Origin of the sequence: Gordonia soli NBRC 108243, from assembly GCF_000334455.1 — a bacterium.
GTDB lineage: Bacteria > Actinomycetota > Actinomycetes > Mycobacteriales > Mycobacteriaceae > Gordonia > Gordonia soli.
Genome location: NZ_BANX01000005.1, coordinates 347,860 through 366,006, shown reverse-complemented (window position 1 = coordinate 366,006; position 18,147 = coordinate 347,860). Strand labels below are relative to the sequence as shown.

Genomic DNA, 18,147 nt, shown 5'->3' with positions numbered 1-18,147 from the left:
GTCGTTCTCCCACCATCGAATCGAGACGGGAGACGACGCCGGGGCGGAGTCGTGTCGAGCGTTCGGTCAGCTGTTCAGCTCGGACAACAGGAAGTTCGCCGACGGCAGCAGCGTACCGAGCAGCGGCAGTGCGTGGTTGACGACGAGACCCGGGAAGATCGGCGGGGTCCCGTCGTGGATCATCCGGACGTTGGCGCCCTGGGCACGCCAGTCGTCGCGCAGGGTCCGCACCTGGCCGTAGGGGATCACGTCATCGTTGAAGCTGCCCTCGAGCAGCACCGGCGCGTTCGGCTTCAGCTTGCCGATGCGTTGCTCGTCGACGACTTTCTGCGCCTCCGGATGCCGCGCGATGACCTTCGACAGCGACTCGCCGGTACGCGTCCACTGCGTGGTGCGCTGGAAACCGAAGGACAGTGCGGTGTCGCCGATGCACTGGGTGGCGACCCGCTGCAGCACCTGGCGTCCGTTGGCGGTGGTCTCCGAGTCGAGGATCGGCTTGAGTGCCGGGTAGCGGGCAGTGAGTCCGTTGATCGCGTAGCCGATGCCGCCGACGATGAACGAGCCGTCGATGCGGTCGATGACCTTGCCGAGGTCAGCCGGCGGAGCACCCGCGTAGGTGGCCTTCACGTTCAGGTCGGGTGCGTACGTCGAGGCCATCTCGGCTGCGGAGGCAGCGGCGCCGCCGCCCTGCGAATAGCCCGAGAACGCAACGGGTGCATCCTTCTTCGCCTTGGCCACATGCAGGGCTGCTCGCGCGGCGTCGAGCATCGCCGCACCGGACTCACGCCGGTTGACGTAGGTGTGGATGCCCGGGGTACCCAGGCCGATGTAGTCGGTGATGACGACGCGGACGCCGTTGAGCAGCATCAGGTTCATCTCGAGCGCGGTGTAGTTGACCGCGATACTCGGCTTCAACGGGTCGATGGCCAGCGGGAAGGACATGAGCTTCGACCCCGCGCACTGGTCGCCCTGGCCGACGGTCCCCGGTCCGAGGACGACGGTGGGCCGGGCGCCCTTGCCGCGCCACGGTGCGGTGGGCTCGACGACGGTTCCGGTGACGGCGGCCGGCTTACCGTCCTGGTAGCTGGACGTGTACATGATCCGCGTCGCGGTCCCGGGCCACTGGTTCTTGATGCCCGGGATCTGCAGCAGCAGCGGTGACGGCTGCGACCGGATGATCGATCCGGGTTCCTTCGAGAAACTTGCCGGCGGCGTGTAGAAGTCTGCCGCCTGCGCCGCCGGAGTGGCCACCGTGAGACCCGCTCCGACGACCACCCCCGTCACGACCATCGTCGCCACTCGCCGCAGAGCTGAGCGAGCTGAGAAACCACCCCGTGTTCGTCCCATGGAGCAGTAAGCTACCGCACAGTAACTTAGCCCGGTGACCGGGGTCATAAACCGGGCCGAATTGTCCGATCCGGATGCGTCGATCCGAATCGGACCGCAGTTCAGACCAGCAGCTCGGCGATCTGGATAGTGTTGAGCGCTGCACCCTTCCGGAGGTTGTCACCGGAGATGAACAGGGCCAGACCACGACCGTCGGGTGCGCCCGGATCCTGGCGGATACGACCCACCAGCGAGTTGTCCTTGCCTGCTGCGGCAAGCGGCGTCGGGACGTCGACGACCTCGACGCCGGCGGCGCTGCCCAGGATGGTCCGGGCCTCGTCGGGCGACAGCGAGCGCGCGAACTCGGCATTGATCGACAGCGAGTGACCGGTGAAGACGGGCACGCGCACACAGGTCCCGCTGACGAGCAGCTCCGGGATGTCGAGGATCTTGCGCGACTCGTTGCGCAGCTTCTGGTCCTCGTCGGTCTCGCCCGAGCCGTCGTCGACCAGCGATCCGGCCAGCGCGATCACGTTGTATGCGATCGGGGCGACGTACTTGTTCGGCTCCGGGAACGTCACCGCACCGCCGTCGAGGACGAGCTTCTCGGCGTCGTCGGCGCCGGCGCGGATCTGGCCGGCCAGCTCCTCGACACCGGCGAGACCGCTGCCCGACACCGCCTGGTACGACGACACGATCAGACGCTGCAGGCCTGCTGCGTCGTGCAGCGGCTTGAGCACCGGCATCGCGGCCATCGTGGTGCAGTTGGGGTTCGCGATGATGCCCTTGGGCGGGTTCTTCGCGAGGTGACCGTTGACCTCGGAGACGATCAGCGGGACGTCGGGGTCCTTGCGCCATGCCGACGAGTTGTCGATGACGGTGACACCGGCGGCCGCGAAACGCGGGGCCTGTTCCTTGGACATGGTCCCGCCGGCCGAGAACAGGGCGATGTCGAGTCCGCTGGGATCTGCGGTCGACGCGTCCTCGACCTCGATCTCACCGCCTGCCCACACCAGCTTCTTGCCCGCCGACCGCGCCGATGCGAAGAACCGCACATCGTCGGCCGGGAACGAACGCTGCTCGAGCAGGGCGCGCATCACGCCGCCCACCTGGCCGGTGGCCCCGACCACTCCGATACGAACACCCATCAGATTCCCCTTCGCTGCACTCGCTGCGGCATGATCTAGCGGCCCGTCCCGGCGTACACGACCGCTTCCTCGTCGCCGCCCAGATCGAAGGCCTTGTGCAGCGCGCGCACGGCATCGTCGAGTTCGCTGTCGCGGGTCAGGACCGAGATGCGGATCTCCGAGGTGGAGATGAGCTCGATGTTGATGCCCGCGTTGCTGAGCGCTTCACAGAAGGTGGCGGTGACGCCCGGATGCGACTTCATCCCGGCACCGACCAGCGACACCTTGCCGATGTGGTCGTCGTAGAGCAGCTCCGTGAAGCCGATCTCGTCGCGAAGCTTGGTCAGCTTCTCGACGGCCAGCGGTCCGAGCTCGCGCGGCAACGTGAAGGTGATGTCGGTCTTGCCGGTGTCCACCTTGGAGACGTTCTGCAGGACCATGTCGATGTTGATCTCGGCATCGGCGACGGCCCGGAATACGCGCGCGGCGTAACCCGGCTTGTCGTCGAGTCCGACGACCGTGACCTTGGCCTCGCTGCGGTCGTGCGCAACGCCGGTGAGAATCGCTTCTTCCACGGGAATGTCCTCCATCGACCCGGTCACCATCGTGCCGGGCTTGGTCGAGTACGACGAGCGCACATGAACAGGAACGTTGTATGCGCGCGCGTATTCGACGCAGCGCAGCATGAGGACCTTGGCGCCGCACGCCGCCATCTCGAGCATCTCCTCGAAGGAGACGGTGTCGAGGTGGCGGGCGTCGGAGACGATCCGCGGATCGGCCGTATAGATGCCGTCGACGTCGGTGTAGATCTCACAGACATCGGCCTCGAGCGCAGCTGCGAGTGCGACGGCAGTCGTGTCCGACCCGCCACGACCGAGAGTGGTCACGTCCTTGGTGTCCTGCGAGACGCCCTGGAAGCCGGCGACGAGCACGATCTTGCCCTCGTCGAGTGCGCTGCGCACCCGCCCCGGGGTCACGTCGATGATCTTGGCCTTGCCGTGCACGCTCGTCGTGATGACGCCGGCCTGTGAGCCGGTGAACGACTGCGCCTCCGCCCCCAGCGAATGGATGGCCATCGCCACCAGCGCGTTGGAGATGCGCTCGCCCGAGGTGAGCAGCATGTCCATCTCGCGCGGCGGCGGCGCAGGGCACACCTGGTTGGCGAGATCGAGGAGTTCGTCGGTCGTGTCGCCCATCGCGGACACCACCACGACGACGTCGTTGCCCTGCTTCTTGGTCTCGACGATGCGCTCGGCCACGCGGCGGATGCGTTCGGCGGAACCCACCGATGATCCGCCGTATTTCTGCACCACGAGTGCCACGTTCGGTCCCTCCAAGGTTGTCCGTCTGCGGCAATCACCTTACCGGCGCACGTCCCGGCTGCCCGTGCAGGTGTCGATGAAGTGGAGCAGGCCACACCCGACCTACGATCGTGCGGTGGCCACCTCAACCGAGATCGACGGCACCGACGAGGACGGTGCGGGACGCAGGTCGTCGACCGCGGCGACGCCGTCCACGGCATCGTCCGGAGTCGACGATCCGCCCCCGCGTCCGAGCATCGGTACGTCGGTGACCGGGTGGTTCTACCGGCACCGATCGTGGGTCGAGCCGATCGTCGTCTTCCTCGCGATCCGGGCAGTCGGGATCCTCGTGCTCGCGCGCTTCACCCAGCTGCGCGACACCACCCTCGGCAATGCGCTGGGGCTGTGGGACGGCAAGTGGATGCTGGCCATCGCGGAGTACGGCTACCGTGACGTGCCTTACACCCAGACCGATGCCCGCGGGCTGCACACCATCGACACCGCGTACGCGTTCTTCCCCGGCTATCCGTATCTGGTCGGGACCCTCGCGCGCCTACCCCTGCTGACCCCGTTCGGTTCCGCGATCCTGGTGAATCTGGTCCTCGGATGCCTCGCGGCGGTCGGCGCCGCACGTCTCGCCGGGTTCTGCGCGAAGACGATGGGCGATCGGTCGCCCATCGGCTCGTCATCACCCCGACGGGTCGGCCTGCTGGCCGCGGCACTCTTCGCCGCCACACCGATGTCAGTGGTGCTGAACATGGCCTACACCGAAGCGCTGTTCTGCGCGCTCGCGGTATGGGCGTTGATCGGCGTCGTCGAGCACCGATGGATCCTCGCCGGCATCTGCGCCTCGCTGGCCGGACTCACGCGCCCGACCGCGGCCGTAGTCATCGGAGTGGTGATCCTGGCCGCGCTGATCGCCCGCAAGGACGGTCCGCGCGCCTGGGCCGCCGTCGTCATCAGTCCGCTGGGCTACCTCGGCTACCTCGCCGTGGTGTGGGCCCACACCGGGTCGCCGACCGGGTGGTTCCGGATCCAGACCGAAGGGTGGGGCACCGAGTTCGACTGGGGTGTGGCCACCGTCAACTTCGTCAACGACGTGCTGGTGAACAGCGGCGAGGTCGCGCCGGTCGCCACCGCGTGGATCATCCTCGCGACGCTGTTGCTCCTGGGGGTCGCGGTGTGGTCCCGACTGCCGTGGCCGATCCTGCTCTACGGCGCTCTGGTCGTCGCATCGATCGTGCTGTCCAGCGGACTGATGATGAGTCGGGCTCGCCTTCTGCTCCCTGCCTTCGTCCTGCTCATCCCGATCGCGATGCTGCTGGCACGCCTCCGCACCGGTCCGATGCTCGCGCTGCTGATCCCGATCGTGATCGGCAGCTCGTGGTTCGGCGCCCACATGATCACCGTCTACCCGCACGCGATGTAGGTGGTCGGCGCACAGTCGGCGAGTTCGAGCGCACGATCGACGGTTTCGAGCGCACGATCGACGATTTCGAGCGCACGATCGACGGGGCGGGCACGCACTAACCTGGATGCATGGCCACCACCCTCGACAGCGAGCCCGTCGCCGGCACCCTCGAACGTCTCTATGCGCAGGCCGAAGGCCAGGTACGCAGGCCACGATCCGACGGCCCGCGCCCGAGCGGCAACGCGCTGCCGCTGAGCGACACCACCCAATCGCCGCCACTGTCGTCGGCGCAACGCCGAGCCGACGACGCGAGCGAGTCGTTCATGGCCATCGGCCGCGACACCGGCCGGCTCCTCTACTCGCTCGTCCGGGCCACCCGCCCGACGACGGTCGTCGAGTTCGGCACGTCCTTCGGCTTGTCGACGATCCATCTGGCGGCAGCCCTGCGCGACAACGGCGGTGGGCACATCCACACCACAGAGCTCAGCGCGTCGAAGGTCGCCGCGGCATCCGCCACCTTCACCGACGTCGGCCTCGCCGACCTCATCACCGTGCACGCAGGTGACGCCCTCGAGACACTCGCCGACATCCCGGCGCCGATCGACTTCGTCGTCCTCGACGGGTGGAAGGACCTGTACCTACCCGTCATCCGGCTGCTCGAGCCCCGGCTCGCATCGGGCACCTTGATCCTCGCCGACAACGCCGAGAGCCCCGACCTCGCCGACTATCTCGAGCACGTCCGCGACCCGGCGAACGGCTACACCAGCGTCAACCTGCCCGGAAAGGTCGGCGACACCGTCGAACTCAGCGGTCGGGCATGACCGGCCGATGATGCGGGGCGCCGACGGTCAGTCGGCGACCCGACCCGCAGCCGCCTCGAATCCCGCGCAGAGGTAGGCGATGCCCTGGTCGAGTCGCGCCCGGAGGTCGACCAGCGTGCGCGCCTCCTCGCTGCCGGCGAGACGACCGAGGTGCGGCGGCGGCGCACTCGAACGGCCCTCGATCAGGTCGACCAGACCGCCGGGGTGGTCATCGGGCGACGACTCCGCTCGGAGCAACTCGTCACCGACCGCCGCCAGCGCCACCCCCTGGACGAAACCCCAGACGGTGAGCGCCATGTCGGTGGCCTGCTCGATCGAGACACCGAGATCGAGGAATCCGGCGGCGAACCAATCGAGACAGCGCAACGCCTCGTCGCCGAAGCTGTGCCTCGGCGAGGCATAGGCCAGCACCACCCAGGGGTGCGCGCGGTACAGGTCCCAGTCGATGTCGACCGCGATCTGCACGCGTTCACGCCAGGTCCACTCGCCGTCCTGATCCCAGGGGTACGAGAACTGCCGACCGGTCTCCTCGGACATGGCCTGGATCAGGGCGTCCTTGTCGGCGACGTGCCGGTAGAGCGACATCGCGCCGACGCCGAGTTCGTCGGCGATCCGGCGCATCGACAACGCAGACAGCCCGTCGCGATCGGCCAGCGAGATGGCCACGTCGACGATGGCCTCGAGCGTGAGCTTCGGGTTGTCGGCGGTCGGCACGTCGTCCATTCTCTCGTCCGATCGGGGGACCTGCCGGGTCGACCCGGGAATATTCGAGTTGCGTACAGCGTACTCATGGTCATACCGTCAACGCGTACGGCGTACGCGCCGACCGCACCGCACCCGCCAGGGTGCACATCTCAGGAGCACCCAGTATGTCGACCATCCAGCCCGGAGCTGCAGATCAGACCACCGGTACCACCCCGGCGACCGATCGACGCGCCTGGTGGGGACTGGCCGTCCTGACGCTTCCGGTGTTGCTGGTGTCGATGGACTTCTCGGTCCTTTATCTGGCGATCCCCGCGATCACCGACGCCATCGAGCCGTCGGCGACCCAGCAGCTGTGGATCCTCGACATCTACGGCTTCCTCATCGCCGGCCTGCTGATCACGATGGGCAATGTCGGCGATCGGGTCGGTCGGCGGCGCGTACTCCTCCTCGGCGCCGCGCTATTCGGTGTCGCATCGGTGGTTGCCGCGTTCGCCCCGACCGCCGCGGTGCTGATCATCGCCCGCGCGGTGATGGGCATCGGTGGCGCGACCCTGATGCCGTCGAGCCTGTCGCTGATCGCCAACATGTTCCCGAACGCCCGCGACCGCGGCAAGGCCATCGGCGTCTGGACCGCGGCCTTCGCCGGCGGTAGCGCGATCGGTCCGGTCGTCGGCGGTGTTCTGCTGCACCACTTCTGGTGGGGCGTCGTGTTCCTGATCAACGTACCGGTGTTGGCCGTGCTCTTCGTGCTCGCACCCAAGCTCGTGCCCGAGTACCGTGCCGAGTCGACCGGCCCCTTCGACATCACCGGCGTGGTGCTGTCACTGGCCGGCATCCTGCCGATCGTCTACGCGATCAAGACGCTCGCCGCTGACGGTGCGGGAGTCGGAGTCGTGCTGATCGGCGTGTTCGGCGTCGCGATGTTCGCACTGTTCATCGCTCATCAGCGTCGGGCGGCGACCCCGCTGCTCGATCTGGCCCTGTTCCGCAACGTCCAGTTCAGTGCCGCCGTGGTGACCGCTCTGGTCGGCATGATGGCGCTGGGTGGGATGTCGTACCTCACGGGCGTCTACCTGCAGTCGGTGATGGGCCACGACGTCCTGGCCGCCGCGTTGGCCGGCCTGCCGATGGCGGTGGCCGTCGCGACCTTCTCCATCGGCGCGACCCGGATCGCCACCTTGGTGGGGACCCGCACCGCCTTCGTCGGTTCGGTCGTCATGGCCGCCACCGGCAACCTCGGCCTGCTGTTGCTGACCACGTCCAGCCCGATCTGGATCTACCTCGTCTTCACCTCGATCGCCGGCGTCGGCTACGGCATCCAGTTCAGCCTGGTCTCCGACGTCGTGGTGGGGTCGGTGCCCGTCGAACGGTCGGGCGCGGCGTCGGGCATCTCGGAGACGAGCTTCGAACTCGGTACCGCCCTGGGGCTGGCCCTGCTCGGATCGTTGGCGACGCTGGTGTTCCGGGCACACTCGGACGGCGCGATGTTCGGCGACACACTCGGCGACACCCTGCATCGGGCCCTGGGTATGGGTCCCGCGGGCGATCAACTCGCCGACGCCGCCCGACAGGGTTTCGTCGACGGAATGCAAGCGGCCTCACTGGCCGTCGTGATCGCGCTGGCCGTGCTCGGCGTGGTGCTCGCCGTCGTGATGCGCGGACGACCCGCCCCCGCGGTGGCGGAGGAGCCAGCCCACGAGACCGCCGACTGCCCGGCGCGCTGACCGGCGGCCCCACCCGCGAGACGGCCATCCCCTGCGCGGATCTCTAGTCTGGGCCGAGTGCACCGACTGATCGCCGAACGCTGGAGCGCGCGTGGCTACGACGCCACCGCGGACATCACCACCGAAGACCTGGACAGCATCCTCGAAGCAGGGCGCTGGGCCCCGACGTGGGGCCGAGTGCAGCCGGTCCGGTTCGTCGTCGGGGTGCGGGGCGACGAGACGTTCGACGGCCTCGTGGAAGCCCTCACCCGCGGAAATGCCGGCTGGGCGCCCGCGTCGTCGGCGCTCGTCCTGGTCTGCACCGCCGACGACCCCGACGACGAGAAGGCTCACACCTACGCGGCGGTCGACGCCGGGCTGGCCGTGGGGCAGATGATCCTGCAGGCCGAGTCCCTCGGCTACAACGGACATCCGATGGCGGGCTTCGACGCCGCGGCCACCATCGAACGCTTCGCCATCCCCGCCGACCGCCGACCGCTGGTCCTGCTGGGCATCGGCAAACTCGCCGACCCGGCCACCGTCGCCGCCGAGATCCGCGAACGCGACGAGGCACCCCGGGAGCGACTGCCGTTGTCGGAGATCGCCTTTGCCGGCTCCTGGGGGCATCCGTTGCACTGATCGCCGCACTCGGCGCCCACCCGCCAACCCGGTCCGGGCCCGGGTGGGCGAGCCGATCGAGCGTGTGCGCGCCTGCCGGGAAATCGGGAGCCTTTGGCCTCACCGACGGTGAGGAGTACAGTCACGAGCATGCAGCGCGCACTCCTCCTCGGTTGCCGCGGCGGGGTCTGACACGACCGGCCCTCCGTCGCGGGGCCTTTCGACGTGCCGGTCATCTTCCCCATCCGATTCGGAGAGATCGACCATCATGGCAGCAGCAGACACTTTCACCTCCGGCGCGAGTCGCATCGTCGAACCGTCCGGCCCCATCCCCGACGGTCAGCCGTCCTGGAACACCCAGCGCAGTTCCGCGATGCCGGTACACCGGTACCGGCAGTTCGCCGACGAGGTCGAGCGGGTCGCAGTGCCCGATCGCACCTGGCCCGATCGGACCATCGAGCGGTCACCGCTCTGGTGTGCAGTCGACCTGCGTGACGGCAACCAGGCACTGATCGACCCGATGAGTCCGGCCCGCAAGCGGCGGATGTTCGATCTCCTGGTCCGGATGGGCTACAAGGAGATCGAGGTCGGTTTCCCGTCGGCGAGCCAGACCGACTACGACTTCGTCCGCGAGATCATCGAGGACGGCGCGATCCCCGACGACGTCACCATCCAGGTGCTGACGCAGTGCCGGGACGAGCTGATCACCCGCACCTTCGACGCCTGCCGCGGTGCCGCGAACGTCATCGTGCACTTCTACAACTCGACGTCGGTGCTGCAGCGACGCGTGGTGTTCCGCGCCGACAAGCCGGCCATCACCAAGATCGCCACCGATGCCGCGCACAAGGTTCTCGAGGAGCAGCAGAAGTACCCGGACACCAACTGGCGCTATCAGTACTCACCGGAGTCCTACACGGGCACCGAGCTGAGCTACGCCAAGGAGGTGTGCGACGCCGTCACCGAGATCATCGCGCCGACACCCGAGAAGCCGATGATCATCAACCTGCCGGCAACCGTCGAGATGGCGACACCGAACGTGTACGCCGACTCGATCGAGTGGATGCACCGCAACCTGGCTCGTCGCGACTCGATCATCCTGAGCCTGCATCCGCACAACGACCGCGGAACCGCCGTGGCCGCAGCCGAACTCGGCTACCAGGCCGGTGCGGATCGCATCGAGGGCTGCCTGTTCGGCAACGGTGAGCGCACCGGAAACGTGTGCCTGGTGACGCTGGGCATGAACCTCTTCAGCCGCGGCGTCGACCCGCAGATCAGCTTCTCCGACATCGACGAGATCCGCCGGACCGTCGAGTACTGCAACCAGCTCAACGTCGCCGAGCGGCACCCCTACGGCGGCGACCTGGTCTACACGGCCTTCTCGGGCAGCCACCAGGACGCCATCAACAAGGGCCTGGACCAGATGAAGGTGGATGCCGACGCCGCCGACTCCGACGTCGACGACATCCTCTGGCAGGTCCCCTACCTGCCGATCGACCCGAAGGACGTCGGCCGCAACTACGAGGCCGTCATCCGGGTCAACAGCCAGTCCGGCAAGGGTGGCGTGGCCTACATCATGAAGGCCGACCACGGCATGAACATGCCGCGGCGTCTGCAGATCGAGTTCAGCCGCGAGATCCAGAAGATCACCGACGGTGAGGGCGGCGAGGTCAACCCGAAGGCGATGTGGGATGTCTTCGCCGAGGAGTACCTGCACCCGATCTGGCCGCTGGAGCGCATCCGTCAGCGCGTCGACGCCGCCGAGGTCGACGGCGGAGACGACCACATCACCGCGGTGGTGAAGGTGGAGGGCACCGAGCGCGAGATCGTCGGCAGCGGCAACGGTCCGCTCGCCGCATTCGTCGACGCCCTGTCGACGGTCGGATACGAGGTCCGCATCCTCGACTACACCGAGCACGCACTCACCGCGGGCGGCGACGCCAGCGCCGCGTCGTATGTGGAGACCGAGGTCAACGGCGAGACCGTGTGGGGCGTCGGCATCGCTTCGTCGATCACCACCGCGTCCCTGCGTGCGGTGGTGTCGGCGGTCAACCGCGCCCACCGCGTGACTGCGCCCGTCGAGGTCGAGACGGACGCCGCGCCGCGCACCTGGGCTCCCTGAGCTCGAACCACCAGTCCCGACAGCTCATCTCGACAAGTCCGGTCCCGGTACTCTCCTGCCGCACCGAACCGCGCCTCGGCGCGCCCCGAAGAACCACGGTCACCGGGTGATCCCCGGTTGCACCGTCAACGGGCATGGGCCGGGGTCCGATCACCAGCGGGCGATCCTCGCTGCGGACCCCGGTCCATCCTGGTCTGGTCGAGTCGGCTGACGGCCCCTGACCCCCTCGGCAACGACGGTGCGCCGAGATCGGGCAAACTCACGGTTCGAGCCTGCCCAGGCAGGTACATCATGGGCGACGTCCGATTTCTGGGACTAGGCCGGCACCGTGGGCGTGAATAGTGTCGAGTCGATGCCATCAACGCAGTGCCCCCAGGCTGTAGTTCACCGTTCGTCGCAGCAGCTTCGGAACGGGCGCTACCGGACGAGAGCGGGTGCAGTCGAATCGATGTCACTCTCACGATTAAGAGTCCAGTTGCCCGGCAACGAGATCCGACGTCCCGCCCATCAGATTCCCGGGCTGACAGTGCGGTTTCGCGTGTGGGCATTGGTAATCGTTGCTGCGGCGGCCTTGGCATCGGCGACGAGCGGTATCGCCTCGGCTGCAGCCCCATCCGCCTGGGACGGGCAGTACTCGCTCAAACGATTCGCAGCCACCAAGACCGGGACCAGTCTGGCTGCTCGCCAACCCGAACCAGACTTCGCCGATACGTACACCTTCGTCACCACATGCACAGACGGACGCTGCGTGGCCACGGTCGTGGCAGGTCCCACGCCCGAGAACCACACGCTGCCGCGCCCTCCGCGTTACACCTGGGAGGACGGGTCGTGGGTACACCGTTACGACTGGGAGTGGGACTGCTACCAGGGGCCGGGCAAACCGAAGATCTGGGCGCCGGCTCATTCGTTGGCGGTCTACACACCTCGCGCTGACGGCACCTTGGACGGCGTCTGGCGCACCGAGATAGACCACGGTCCGTGCGCAGGAACCGTGATCATGGCGGTTGCTGCATATCCTGTCGATCGCAACAGGTGGACTCTCTCATGACGCCGGAGTTCTCCATGTCCGGACGGTGATCGGACGTGGCCGCGTGGGGCTCGATGACGGGCACGCTGTGTATGGCACGAAGCTGCGATCGGCGGGTCTATGCACGCAATTACTGCCAAATGCACTACAAACAGCTGCGCCGAGGAACGGACCCCGACAGATCTCCCCGGCCGCGGGTAGGAGAACCCGACGGCTTCGGCCGCTACGGCCTCGTCGACGAAACCGCAGACGGCCTTCTGTGCCACGAATGTGGCCTCCGGATCCGGGGGCTGGGCGTCCACGTCTATCAGCGCCACGGGATAACCGCCCGTGAGTACAAACTCAGCCATGGCCTCAATACCGGACGAGGCCTTCTGCCGGCCGCGACCCGTGAGGTCAAATCCGCCAAAGCCCGGGACCAGATCGGGTCGCGGGGATGGGAGAAGCTGCTCCAATCCCGTGACCCTGAGGCCTCTCGCCGCGCACGCACTTCGCGCTCGTTCCAGCGAGCCGGGGCATCCGCTGTGGCGCAGAGCCGAACCGCTGCCGCAAACGGCAAGCGAGCCCGAAGGGTGCGCGTCTGTAGCTGCGCAATCTGCGGCAGCTCGTGGTGTCCGCTCCCGCCGGCCGGGTACAAGCGACAGACATGTTCAGATCGATGCTGGCGCGAACTGTTGTCGCGAAGACGGCTGAAGTCCACGCGCGGACCGCACGGCGACGACGTCTCGACACTCGCAGGAACAATGAGAAGCACCACTGCGGGCCGAGAAAGACCGGTCACACGGTGAGGTCGGTGCTCACATCGTCATGTCACCTGCCACCCGCTGCTCTCGTCGAGTTGCTCCAAGGCGCTCGCTGTCAACTCTCGACTGCTCACGCTCCCATCGATCGTGGTGACAACAGTGACCACAGCATGCCTGCCGGGGGGCTGGACCCGGACCGTGACAGTTCCGGAGCCGGCCTCGGCGAGGCACGAGGCGATCAGGCGGTACAACTGAGATCGTGCCGAAGCGGCCACCTCAACAGTGTCCAGCGCGCCGTCGTCCAGGAGTTGCACCGACACCCCCCGCGCCCGGGCTTGCCAGGCGGCGCGATTGATCTCGGGCACATCGAGTGCTCGCGCTCTGATGCTGTCACGCAGCAACGCTTCGAGTAGGCGAGCACGTTCGACGTCCCCATCGGACATCGAATCGTGGGCGATGAGGCCCAGCATGGGTCTCGCGAGTCGATCCAGTCGGGTCTGCTGCGCTGCGCGTTCGATCTGCGCGGCCTCCGCGGCCGCGCGCTGTGACTCCAGCCGGGTCTGATCTGCGCGCAGGCGGAACAGTGTGGTGATCGCCGGCCGCAACAGCCAGGCAAAGTAGGTCGCCATCAACATCACCCCTGCGTTGGACACGAACAGTCCCAGGGTGATGGAGACAGGTTGCGACACGACCAAAGACCACGACACAAGCACGACGAGAGCGGCGATCTGTCCTCCCCAGGCGCACAGCACCCGGCCTCGCGTGCAGAGAAAGGCGCACAACACTGCTCCCCCTCCGACGGCCGGAGCCAACTGCAGTGGGTCGAGAGGAACCGGCAGCGACGGGCACAGCACGCCGACCTGGGTTGCTGGGATAGCGGAGACGAATACAGCTGCGCGCCAGGGCAACGGATCGCCAGGCACCCGCAGCAAGACGATCGCGCCGGCGATCAAGCTCATCAACGCAACTATGGCGACAGGCAGGCGCGCCTGCACACCGATCGTTCCGACCGTCACGGTGGTACCGGCAAGCACCACCGCCGCAGCCACCATCGCGGCCCCACGCGTATAGAGGCCGATGACCCCGGCGACGTCGTTACGGTCCTTCGAATACCGGGTCTGTGTCAACGCCGCCACTCGAGTTCCACCACAGTCCCTGCACCAGGCTGACTCCGAACAGAAGAGCGCCCCCCGGCAATTCGGCTCATCCGGCTGGTGATACTCAGGTTGATCCCGAGCCGACCCGTTCCGAGTGCGTCGACGTCGAATCCGGAACCGGAATCAGCGACCACCACCCGAATGTGATCGCGTTCGAATGTCACCTCACCCCGTCGATGGACATCGCCACCTGCGTGTCTGACACTGTTACGGAGCGCTTCGGCTGCGGCTGCGATGATCTCGGCGACCACGTCAACTGGGTAGAGATGATCCGTCCGGTCGTCGTCGTCGATGATGACCTCGAAGTTCGTGGTGTCGTCGATACTGCCCAGAACCCCCTCCAGACGAGTGACGATCGCGGCTGCCCCGACCTGACCGATTGCGTCCGGGCGGCCCGTCAGGTCGTCCAGTTCTGCGAGAGCTGCGCGCGCGTGTCGGCGCGTTCCGTCATCATGAGGCTCCCGGTGGGCTTCCAGGAGCGTTGCGAGCACATGGTCGTGAATCAGCGCGTCGAAACGCGCTCGTTCAGCATCACGGGCAGCACGCGCTGCCGATACACGCGCGTCACGGCGGACCACCGCACCGGTGACATCAAGCAACCGGGCGGTTCTCAACGCAGTCACCACCGCCAACACGAACACACAGCTGTACGTCGAGGCCCACAGTGCTTCGTAGGCGACGCGCGGAATCAGCGACTGGTCGCTCACAAGTCCGAGTTGGTTCGTCAACGCCGACAAAGTGGTGGCACTCACCTGCACCACCAGAGCCCAGATCGCTCGCATGGCCAGCGCGGCACTCAGCCCGACGAGTCCGGAGAAGATCACCAGCCAGTTACCGCGCAGTTCCTCGAGTTCGCCGCCGTTCCAGGCGACCAGCCACAGACTTATCGCCACTATGAATCCGACAGCCGCGAGACGCGCAAACACCCGCACCCAACGGAGATCCTCGGCGAACGTCGCCGTCAACAGCGCGCATCCGGGAACCACGGCCAAACCGATCGCCGCGGGCGTCCACCAACCGGACACGAGCGCGTCAGCTCGCCTCATCTCCGGAATCGACACGAAGAGAAAGGCCACGAAGCCGGCGCCGACGAATCGCGACAACAATCGTTGAATCCGCTCTCCGTCGAGACCGTGCTTCACTGCTGGTCTCGTCGATGCGGGGGAAGAAGTCCGTCCTCGACTGCACGCTTGAACAGGTCCAGCTTGGTCGGTGCCGGGCGTCCCGCCTCCGCATACTTCTGCCGGATTCGTTTGAGATACATGTTCACCGTGTCGACCTGCACATACATGATCTCGCTGATCCTGCGTGCGGTGTGGCCGTTGGCGTACAGCGTCAGCACCCGTTGTAGTTGTGGACTCAAACGCACCGCGTCCAGCTCGGGATCCGAGTCGATCGCCGCGGCCCATTCCATCCCCAGCACCGGATTGCCTCGAGCGGCTGCTGCAATGGCCGCTACCACGTCGGCCCGGTCCGCACTCTTGCTGACCATACCCAGCACCCCTGCTCGCGCCGCCGAACGAAGCAGGTCCGGATACTCTCCTGAGGTATAGACCAGGACACCGAACCCCGCAGCCCTGAGGCGTTCCACGTTCGACTGGGGAACAGTCCCGTCGGCCAGTCGCAGGTCGAGTATGACCACGTCCAGACGGGCTGCGAGAGAAATCAACTCATCGACGGTTTTCGCCGCCGCGGCCAGACGCATACTCGGCTCGTCCTGAAGAACGCGTTCTATACCCCACACCGCCGATTGATGATCGTCGACGATTCCCACGCTCAACTCCATGCCGACCTCTCACCCGTGATGCATTCCGTCACACGCCGACGATAAAGCGGCCAGCGATTCCGCGACACCGGCTTGACGAGCTCGATTCGCAACGTCCGATTTATGGGACTATCCCTGCGATTGCCGAGCTCATTAATGTGAGCACCCGAGTGGGCTGACCCTGACACTCCCCCTGAGTTCGCCTCACCGGGGTCCAGCACGGAACGCCCACAGACTCTGCCATCGGAGGTCCAGCCTTGAGTAACGCGCGAGATGTCATCGACAATCACATCACGGCATTCAACAGCCGCACCCCCTCGGATGAACCATGGTCTGAAGATGCTCAACTGGTCTCACCAGGTGGCGTGTTCACCGGACGCGAGCAAGTACTGGAATTTCTGTCGGTGTTCCAGACCGCCTTCTCGGCCGGAACTCTGAGCATCATCTCGTCGGTGGAAAGCGGCGACGACGCATCAGTCGAGGGATTGTTCGACGGAGTTCACGATGGCCCTCTGCGGAGCCCATCCGGGACCGTCGAGGCAACCGGCAAGTCGGTGTCGTTCCGATGGAGCGCGACTTACCACATCGACGGCAACACTCTGCTCTCCGAGCACCTCTATTTCGACCAGCTCGACTTCCTGACACAACTCGGGCTGGCCGGCGAATAGGTACTGCGAACCGACCCAAAGAGTTGAGCAAAAGGCCCTTTCAGCCCAGATCACGCTTCGTCTCGGAAGGTGAACTCAGAGACTGTCTGCGGGCGCTTGAGCACGCGCTGAGGTCCGGTGAGTGCCCGTCGGTGCGGGTGGCGATGTAGGCGATGCGCATGGGGCGTGGTGGGTGGTACCGGGGTCGTCGGTGACGACGAGGCAGATCAGCGGCGCAGCCGGCGGAACAATTCCTGGACGTGGTAGACAAGCGGGCCGGGATCGAATCCGCATCCACGGCAGCGCGATACGAGGTACTCGGAATACGCGAAGTTGCGGGTCGGTGCAGACGATCCGCGGATGACAGACTTTCATGCACTGCGGCGATATGCCGGTCGCCATGAACGTAGTTCCGCCAACTCTCCACCGCGAGCCACGTCTATCGCAGATCAGCGCCAATCGCACCTCGGTGTATGTAGACAATCTCGACGACCAGCGCGCACACCGTGACGAGAGCACTGAAAGCGGTTGCTGCGGCGGCAGGTTCGGTGACAACAAAGATGATCGTGACGGTCAGACCGACGGTGGCCACAACCGCCGCGACCCGAGCGATTCGAGCGCCGCGCCGCGCCGCGGCAAGTTGATCCGCCACCAACGGTCCAGGCCGCCGAACTGGTCGTGATCCTCCATCTCCCACCACATCCAGTATAGACTGAATCCACTTCACACTGGCGAATCGTTCGCCGACGGACTGGCCGCGCGCGGCCCAGGTCGCGGTTTTGAACAGACGACCACACGAGCTCCCCAGTCACCCATGCGCCGTCACGCAGCAGCGCCATCGTGGTTCATCCGTCGCGTCATCAGATACTCGTACGAGGCGATCGGCCTGTTGGACGATCCTGCCCTCAGACCAGCAGGTGGCGCCATCGGCCTGGTACGTCGTGGTGCAGCCATCGCACGATCTCAGGATCTTTCGGCTCGTCGACCATGGCGCCCTCCTGAATACTCGCTCAGTTGGCGTATTGCTCAGTGCCGCCTGACCAGAACCTGTACGACTGGGATGGAGGTGTCATCTGATCGCACTACGGACGGCACCTTCCAGGGCGTCGGCGGTCAGGTCCAGAGCGATAGTGCTGCGCTGTGCGCGACAGATCGCCACAGTGCCTTCGACCGAGGCCACGATCAACGTGGCGAGGCGTTCGGCCTCGATGGCGTTGGCTCCGTGAGCTCGCATCGCGTCGGCGAGCAGCTCGATCCACTGCGTAAACGCACTCGCCGCGGCCCGCAGGGGTGAGTCGTCGTCGTCGGGCTCCTCAACCGAGACCGCCAGCACCGGGCAGCCGGCCCGGAACTCACTGTCCACGACGATCTTTCGCCACAGATCGATGAATGATCGCAGTCCCGCGACCGGATCCGAGGCCGCCAACTCTGCGGTCAGTGTGCGGGTGATCATCGCGTCCGCGAACTGCACGGCTTCGACTGCCATCTGCGTCTTCCCGCCCGGGAAATGGTGATAAGTCGACCCCAACGGAGCTCCCGAGTGTTTCGCCAGCTCCCGCACGCTCGTCGCGCGGAGTCCACGCCGCCCTAGCAGGTCGGCCGTCCCGGCGACCATCTGCTCACGCGCTCGAGATCGAGCCATCACGTCCTCCCGCTCCTCTTGCCTATGACGACCGT

General features: G+C 66.5%; 15 protein-coding genes. 7 read left to right on the top strand and 8 right to left on the bottom strand.

The window, feature by feature from the left end; translation table 11 throughout:
- Nucleotides 1-66 precede the first annotated feature (66 nt).
- The 3 genes from GS4_RS04620 to GS4_RS04610 all read right to left on the bottom strand — a co-directional run bounded on the left by GS4_RS04620 (nucleotide 67) and on the right by GS4_RS04610 (nucleotide 3,775).
- Nucleotides 67-1,347 carry a lipase family protein gene (locus GS4_RS04620; RefSeq protein WP_040509464.1) on the bottom strand — a complete coding sequence of 427 codons (1,281 nt, stop codon included), beginning with the start codon at nucleotides 1,345-1,347 and terminating at the stop codon, nucleotides 67-69.
- 101 nt (nucleotides 1,348-1,448) lie between these two features.
- Nucleotides 1,449-2,474 (bottom strand): aspartate-semialdehyde dehydrogenase, encoded by a 1,026-nt coding sequence (locus tag GS4_RS04615; protein WP_007617987.1) that lies wholly within the window; start codon nucleotides 2,472-2,474, stop codon nucleotides 1,449-1,451.
- 35 nt (nucleotides 2,475-2,509) lie between these two features.
- On the bottom strand, nucleotides 2,510-3,775 hold the full coding sequence (locus GS4_RS04610) for an aspartate kinase (RefSeq protein WP_007617985.1): 1,266 nt from the start codon (nucleotides 3,773-3,775) through the stop codon (nucleotides 2,510-2,512).
- A 115-nt stretch (nucleotides 3,776-3,890) separates the two neighbouring features.
- Here GS4_RS04610 and GS4_RS04605 point away from each other — a divergent pair, with 115 nt between their 5' ends.
- Both GS4_RS04605 and GS4_RS04600 read left to right on the top strand, forming a co-directional pair.
- A complete protein-coding gene (locus tag GS4_RS04605) occupies nucleotides 3,891-5,183 on the top strand; it encodes a mannosyltransferase family protein (RefSeq protein ID WP_040509574.1) in 1,293 nt (430 codons plus the stop codon).
- A gap of 110 nt (nucleotides 5,184-5,293) precedes the next feature.
- Nucleotides 5,294-5,986, top strand: a complete 693-nt coding sequence (locus GS4_RS04600) for an O-methyltransferase (protein ID WP_007617982.1) — start codon at nucleotides 5,294-5,296, stop codon at nucleotides 5,984-5,986.
- Between the two features lie 27 nt (nucleotides 5,987-6,013).
- On the opposite strand, the gene GS4_RS04595 is transcribed toward GS4_RS04600, so the two are convergent.
- Nucleotides 6,014-6,709, bottom strand: coding sequence for a TetR/AcrR family transcriptional regulator (locus GS4_RS04595; RefSeq protein WP_007617981.1), 696 nt, complete (start codon nucleotides 6,707-6,709; stop codon nucleotides 6,014-6,016).
- Nucleotides 6,710-6,855: 146 nt separating this feature from the next.
- On the opposite strand from GS4_RS04595, the gene GS4_RS04590 reads away from it, so the two are divergent.
- The 4 genes from GS4_RS04590 to GS4_RS04575 all read left to right on the top strand — a co-directional run bounded on the left by GS4_RS04590 (nucleotide 6,856) and on the right by GS4_RS04575 (nucleotide 12,179).
- Nucleotides 6,856-8,415 carry an MFS transporter gene (locus tag GS4_RS04590; RefSeq protein ID WP_007617980.1) on the top strand — a complete coding sequence of 520 codons (1,560 nt, stop codon included), beginning with the start codon at nucleotides 6,856-6,858 and terminating at the stop codon, nucleotides 8,413-8,415.
- 57 nt (nucleotides 8,416-8,472) lie between these two features.
- Nucleotides 8,473-9,033, top strand: coding sequence for a nitroreductase family protein (locus GS4_RS04585; RefSeq protein ID WP_007617979.1), 561 nt, complete (start codon nucleotides 8,473-8,475; stop codon nucleotides 9,031-9,033).
- A 247-nt stretch (nucleotides 9,034-9,280) separates the two neighbouring features.
- Nucleotides 9,281-11,131 (top strand): 2-isopropylmalate synthase, encoded by a 1,851-nt coding sequence (gene leuA / locus GS4_RS04580; RefSeq protein ID WP_007617974.1) that lies wholly within the window; start codon nucleotides 9,281-9,283, stop codon nucleotides 11,129-11,131.
- Between the two features lie 526 nt (nucleotides 11,132-11,657).
- Nucleotides 11,658-12,179 (top strand): Rv2253 family sensor-like surface protein, encoded by a 522-nt coding sequence (locus tag GS4_RS04575; RefSeq protein WP_007617973.1) that lies wholly within the window; start codon nucleotides 11,658-11,660, stop codon nucleotides 12,177-12,179.
- A 784-nt stretch (nucleotides 12,180-12,963) separates the two neighbouring features.
- Here GS4_RS04575 and GS4_RS04570 read toward each other — a convergent pair.
- The 3 genes from GS4_RS04570 to GS4_RS04560 form a co-directional block, all read right to left on the bottom strand.
- A complete protein-coding gene (locus GS4_RS04570; RefSeq protein WP_157226488.1) occupies nucleotides 12,964-14,028 on the bottom strand; it encodes a DUF8320 family protein in 1,065 nt (354 codons plus the stop codon).
- Nucleotides 14,025-15,104 (bottom strand): ATP-binding protein, encoded by a 1,080-nt coding sequence (locus GS4_RS04565; protein WP_157226487.1) that lies wholly within the window; start codon nucleotides 15,102-15,104, stop codon nucleotides 14,025-14,027. The genes GS4_RS04570 and GS4_RS04565 overlap by 4 nt, the downstream gene beginning before the upstream one ends.
- 92 nt (nucleotides 15,105-15,196) lie before the next feature.
- Nucleotides 15,197-15,844, bottom strand: a complete 648-nt coding sequence (locus tag GS4_RS04560; protein ID WP_007617967.1) for a response regulator transcription factor — start codon at nucleotides 15,842-15,844, stop codon at nucleotides 15,197-15,199.
- 236 nt (nucleotides 15,845-16,080) lie between these two features.
- Between GS4_RS04560 and GS4_RS04555 the strand changes: the two genes are divergently transcribed.
- A complete protein-coding gene (locus GS4_RS04555) occupies nucleotides 16,081-16,491 on the top strand; it encodes an ester cyclase (protein WP_007617966.1) in 411 nt (136 codons plus the stop codon).
- A gap of 1,048 nt (nucleotides 16,492-17,539) precedes the next feature.
- Here GS4_RS04555 and GS4_RS04550 read toward each other — a convergent pair.
- A complete protein-coding gene (locus GS4_RS04550; RefSeq protein WP_007617962.1) occupies nucleotides 17,540-18,112 on the bottom strand; it encodes a TetR/AcrR family transcriptional regulator in 573 nt (190 codons plus the stop codon).
- Nucleotides 18,113-18,147 lie beyond the last annotated feature (35 nt).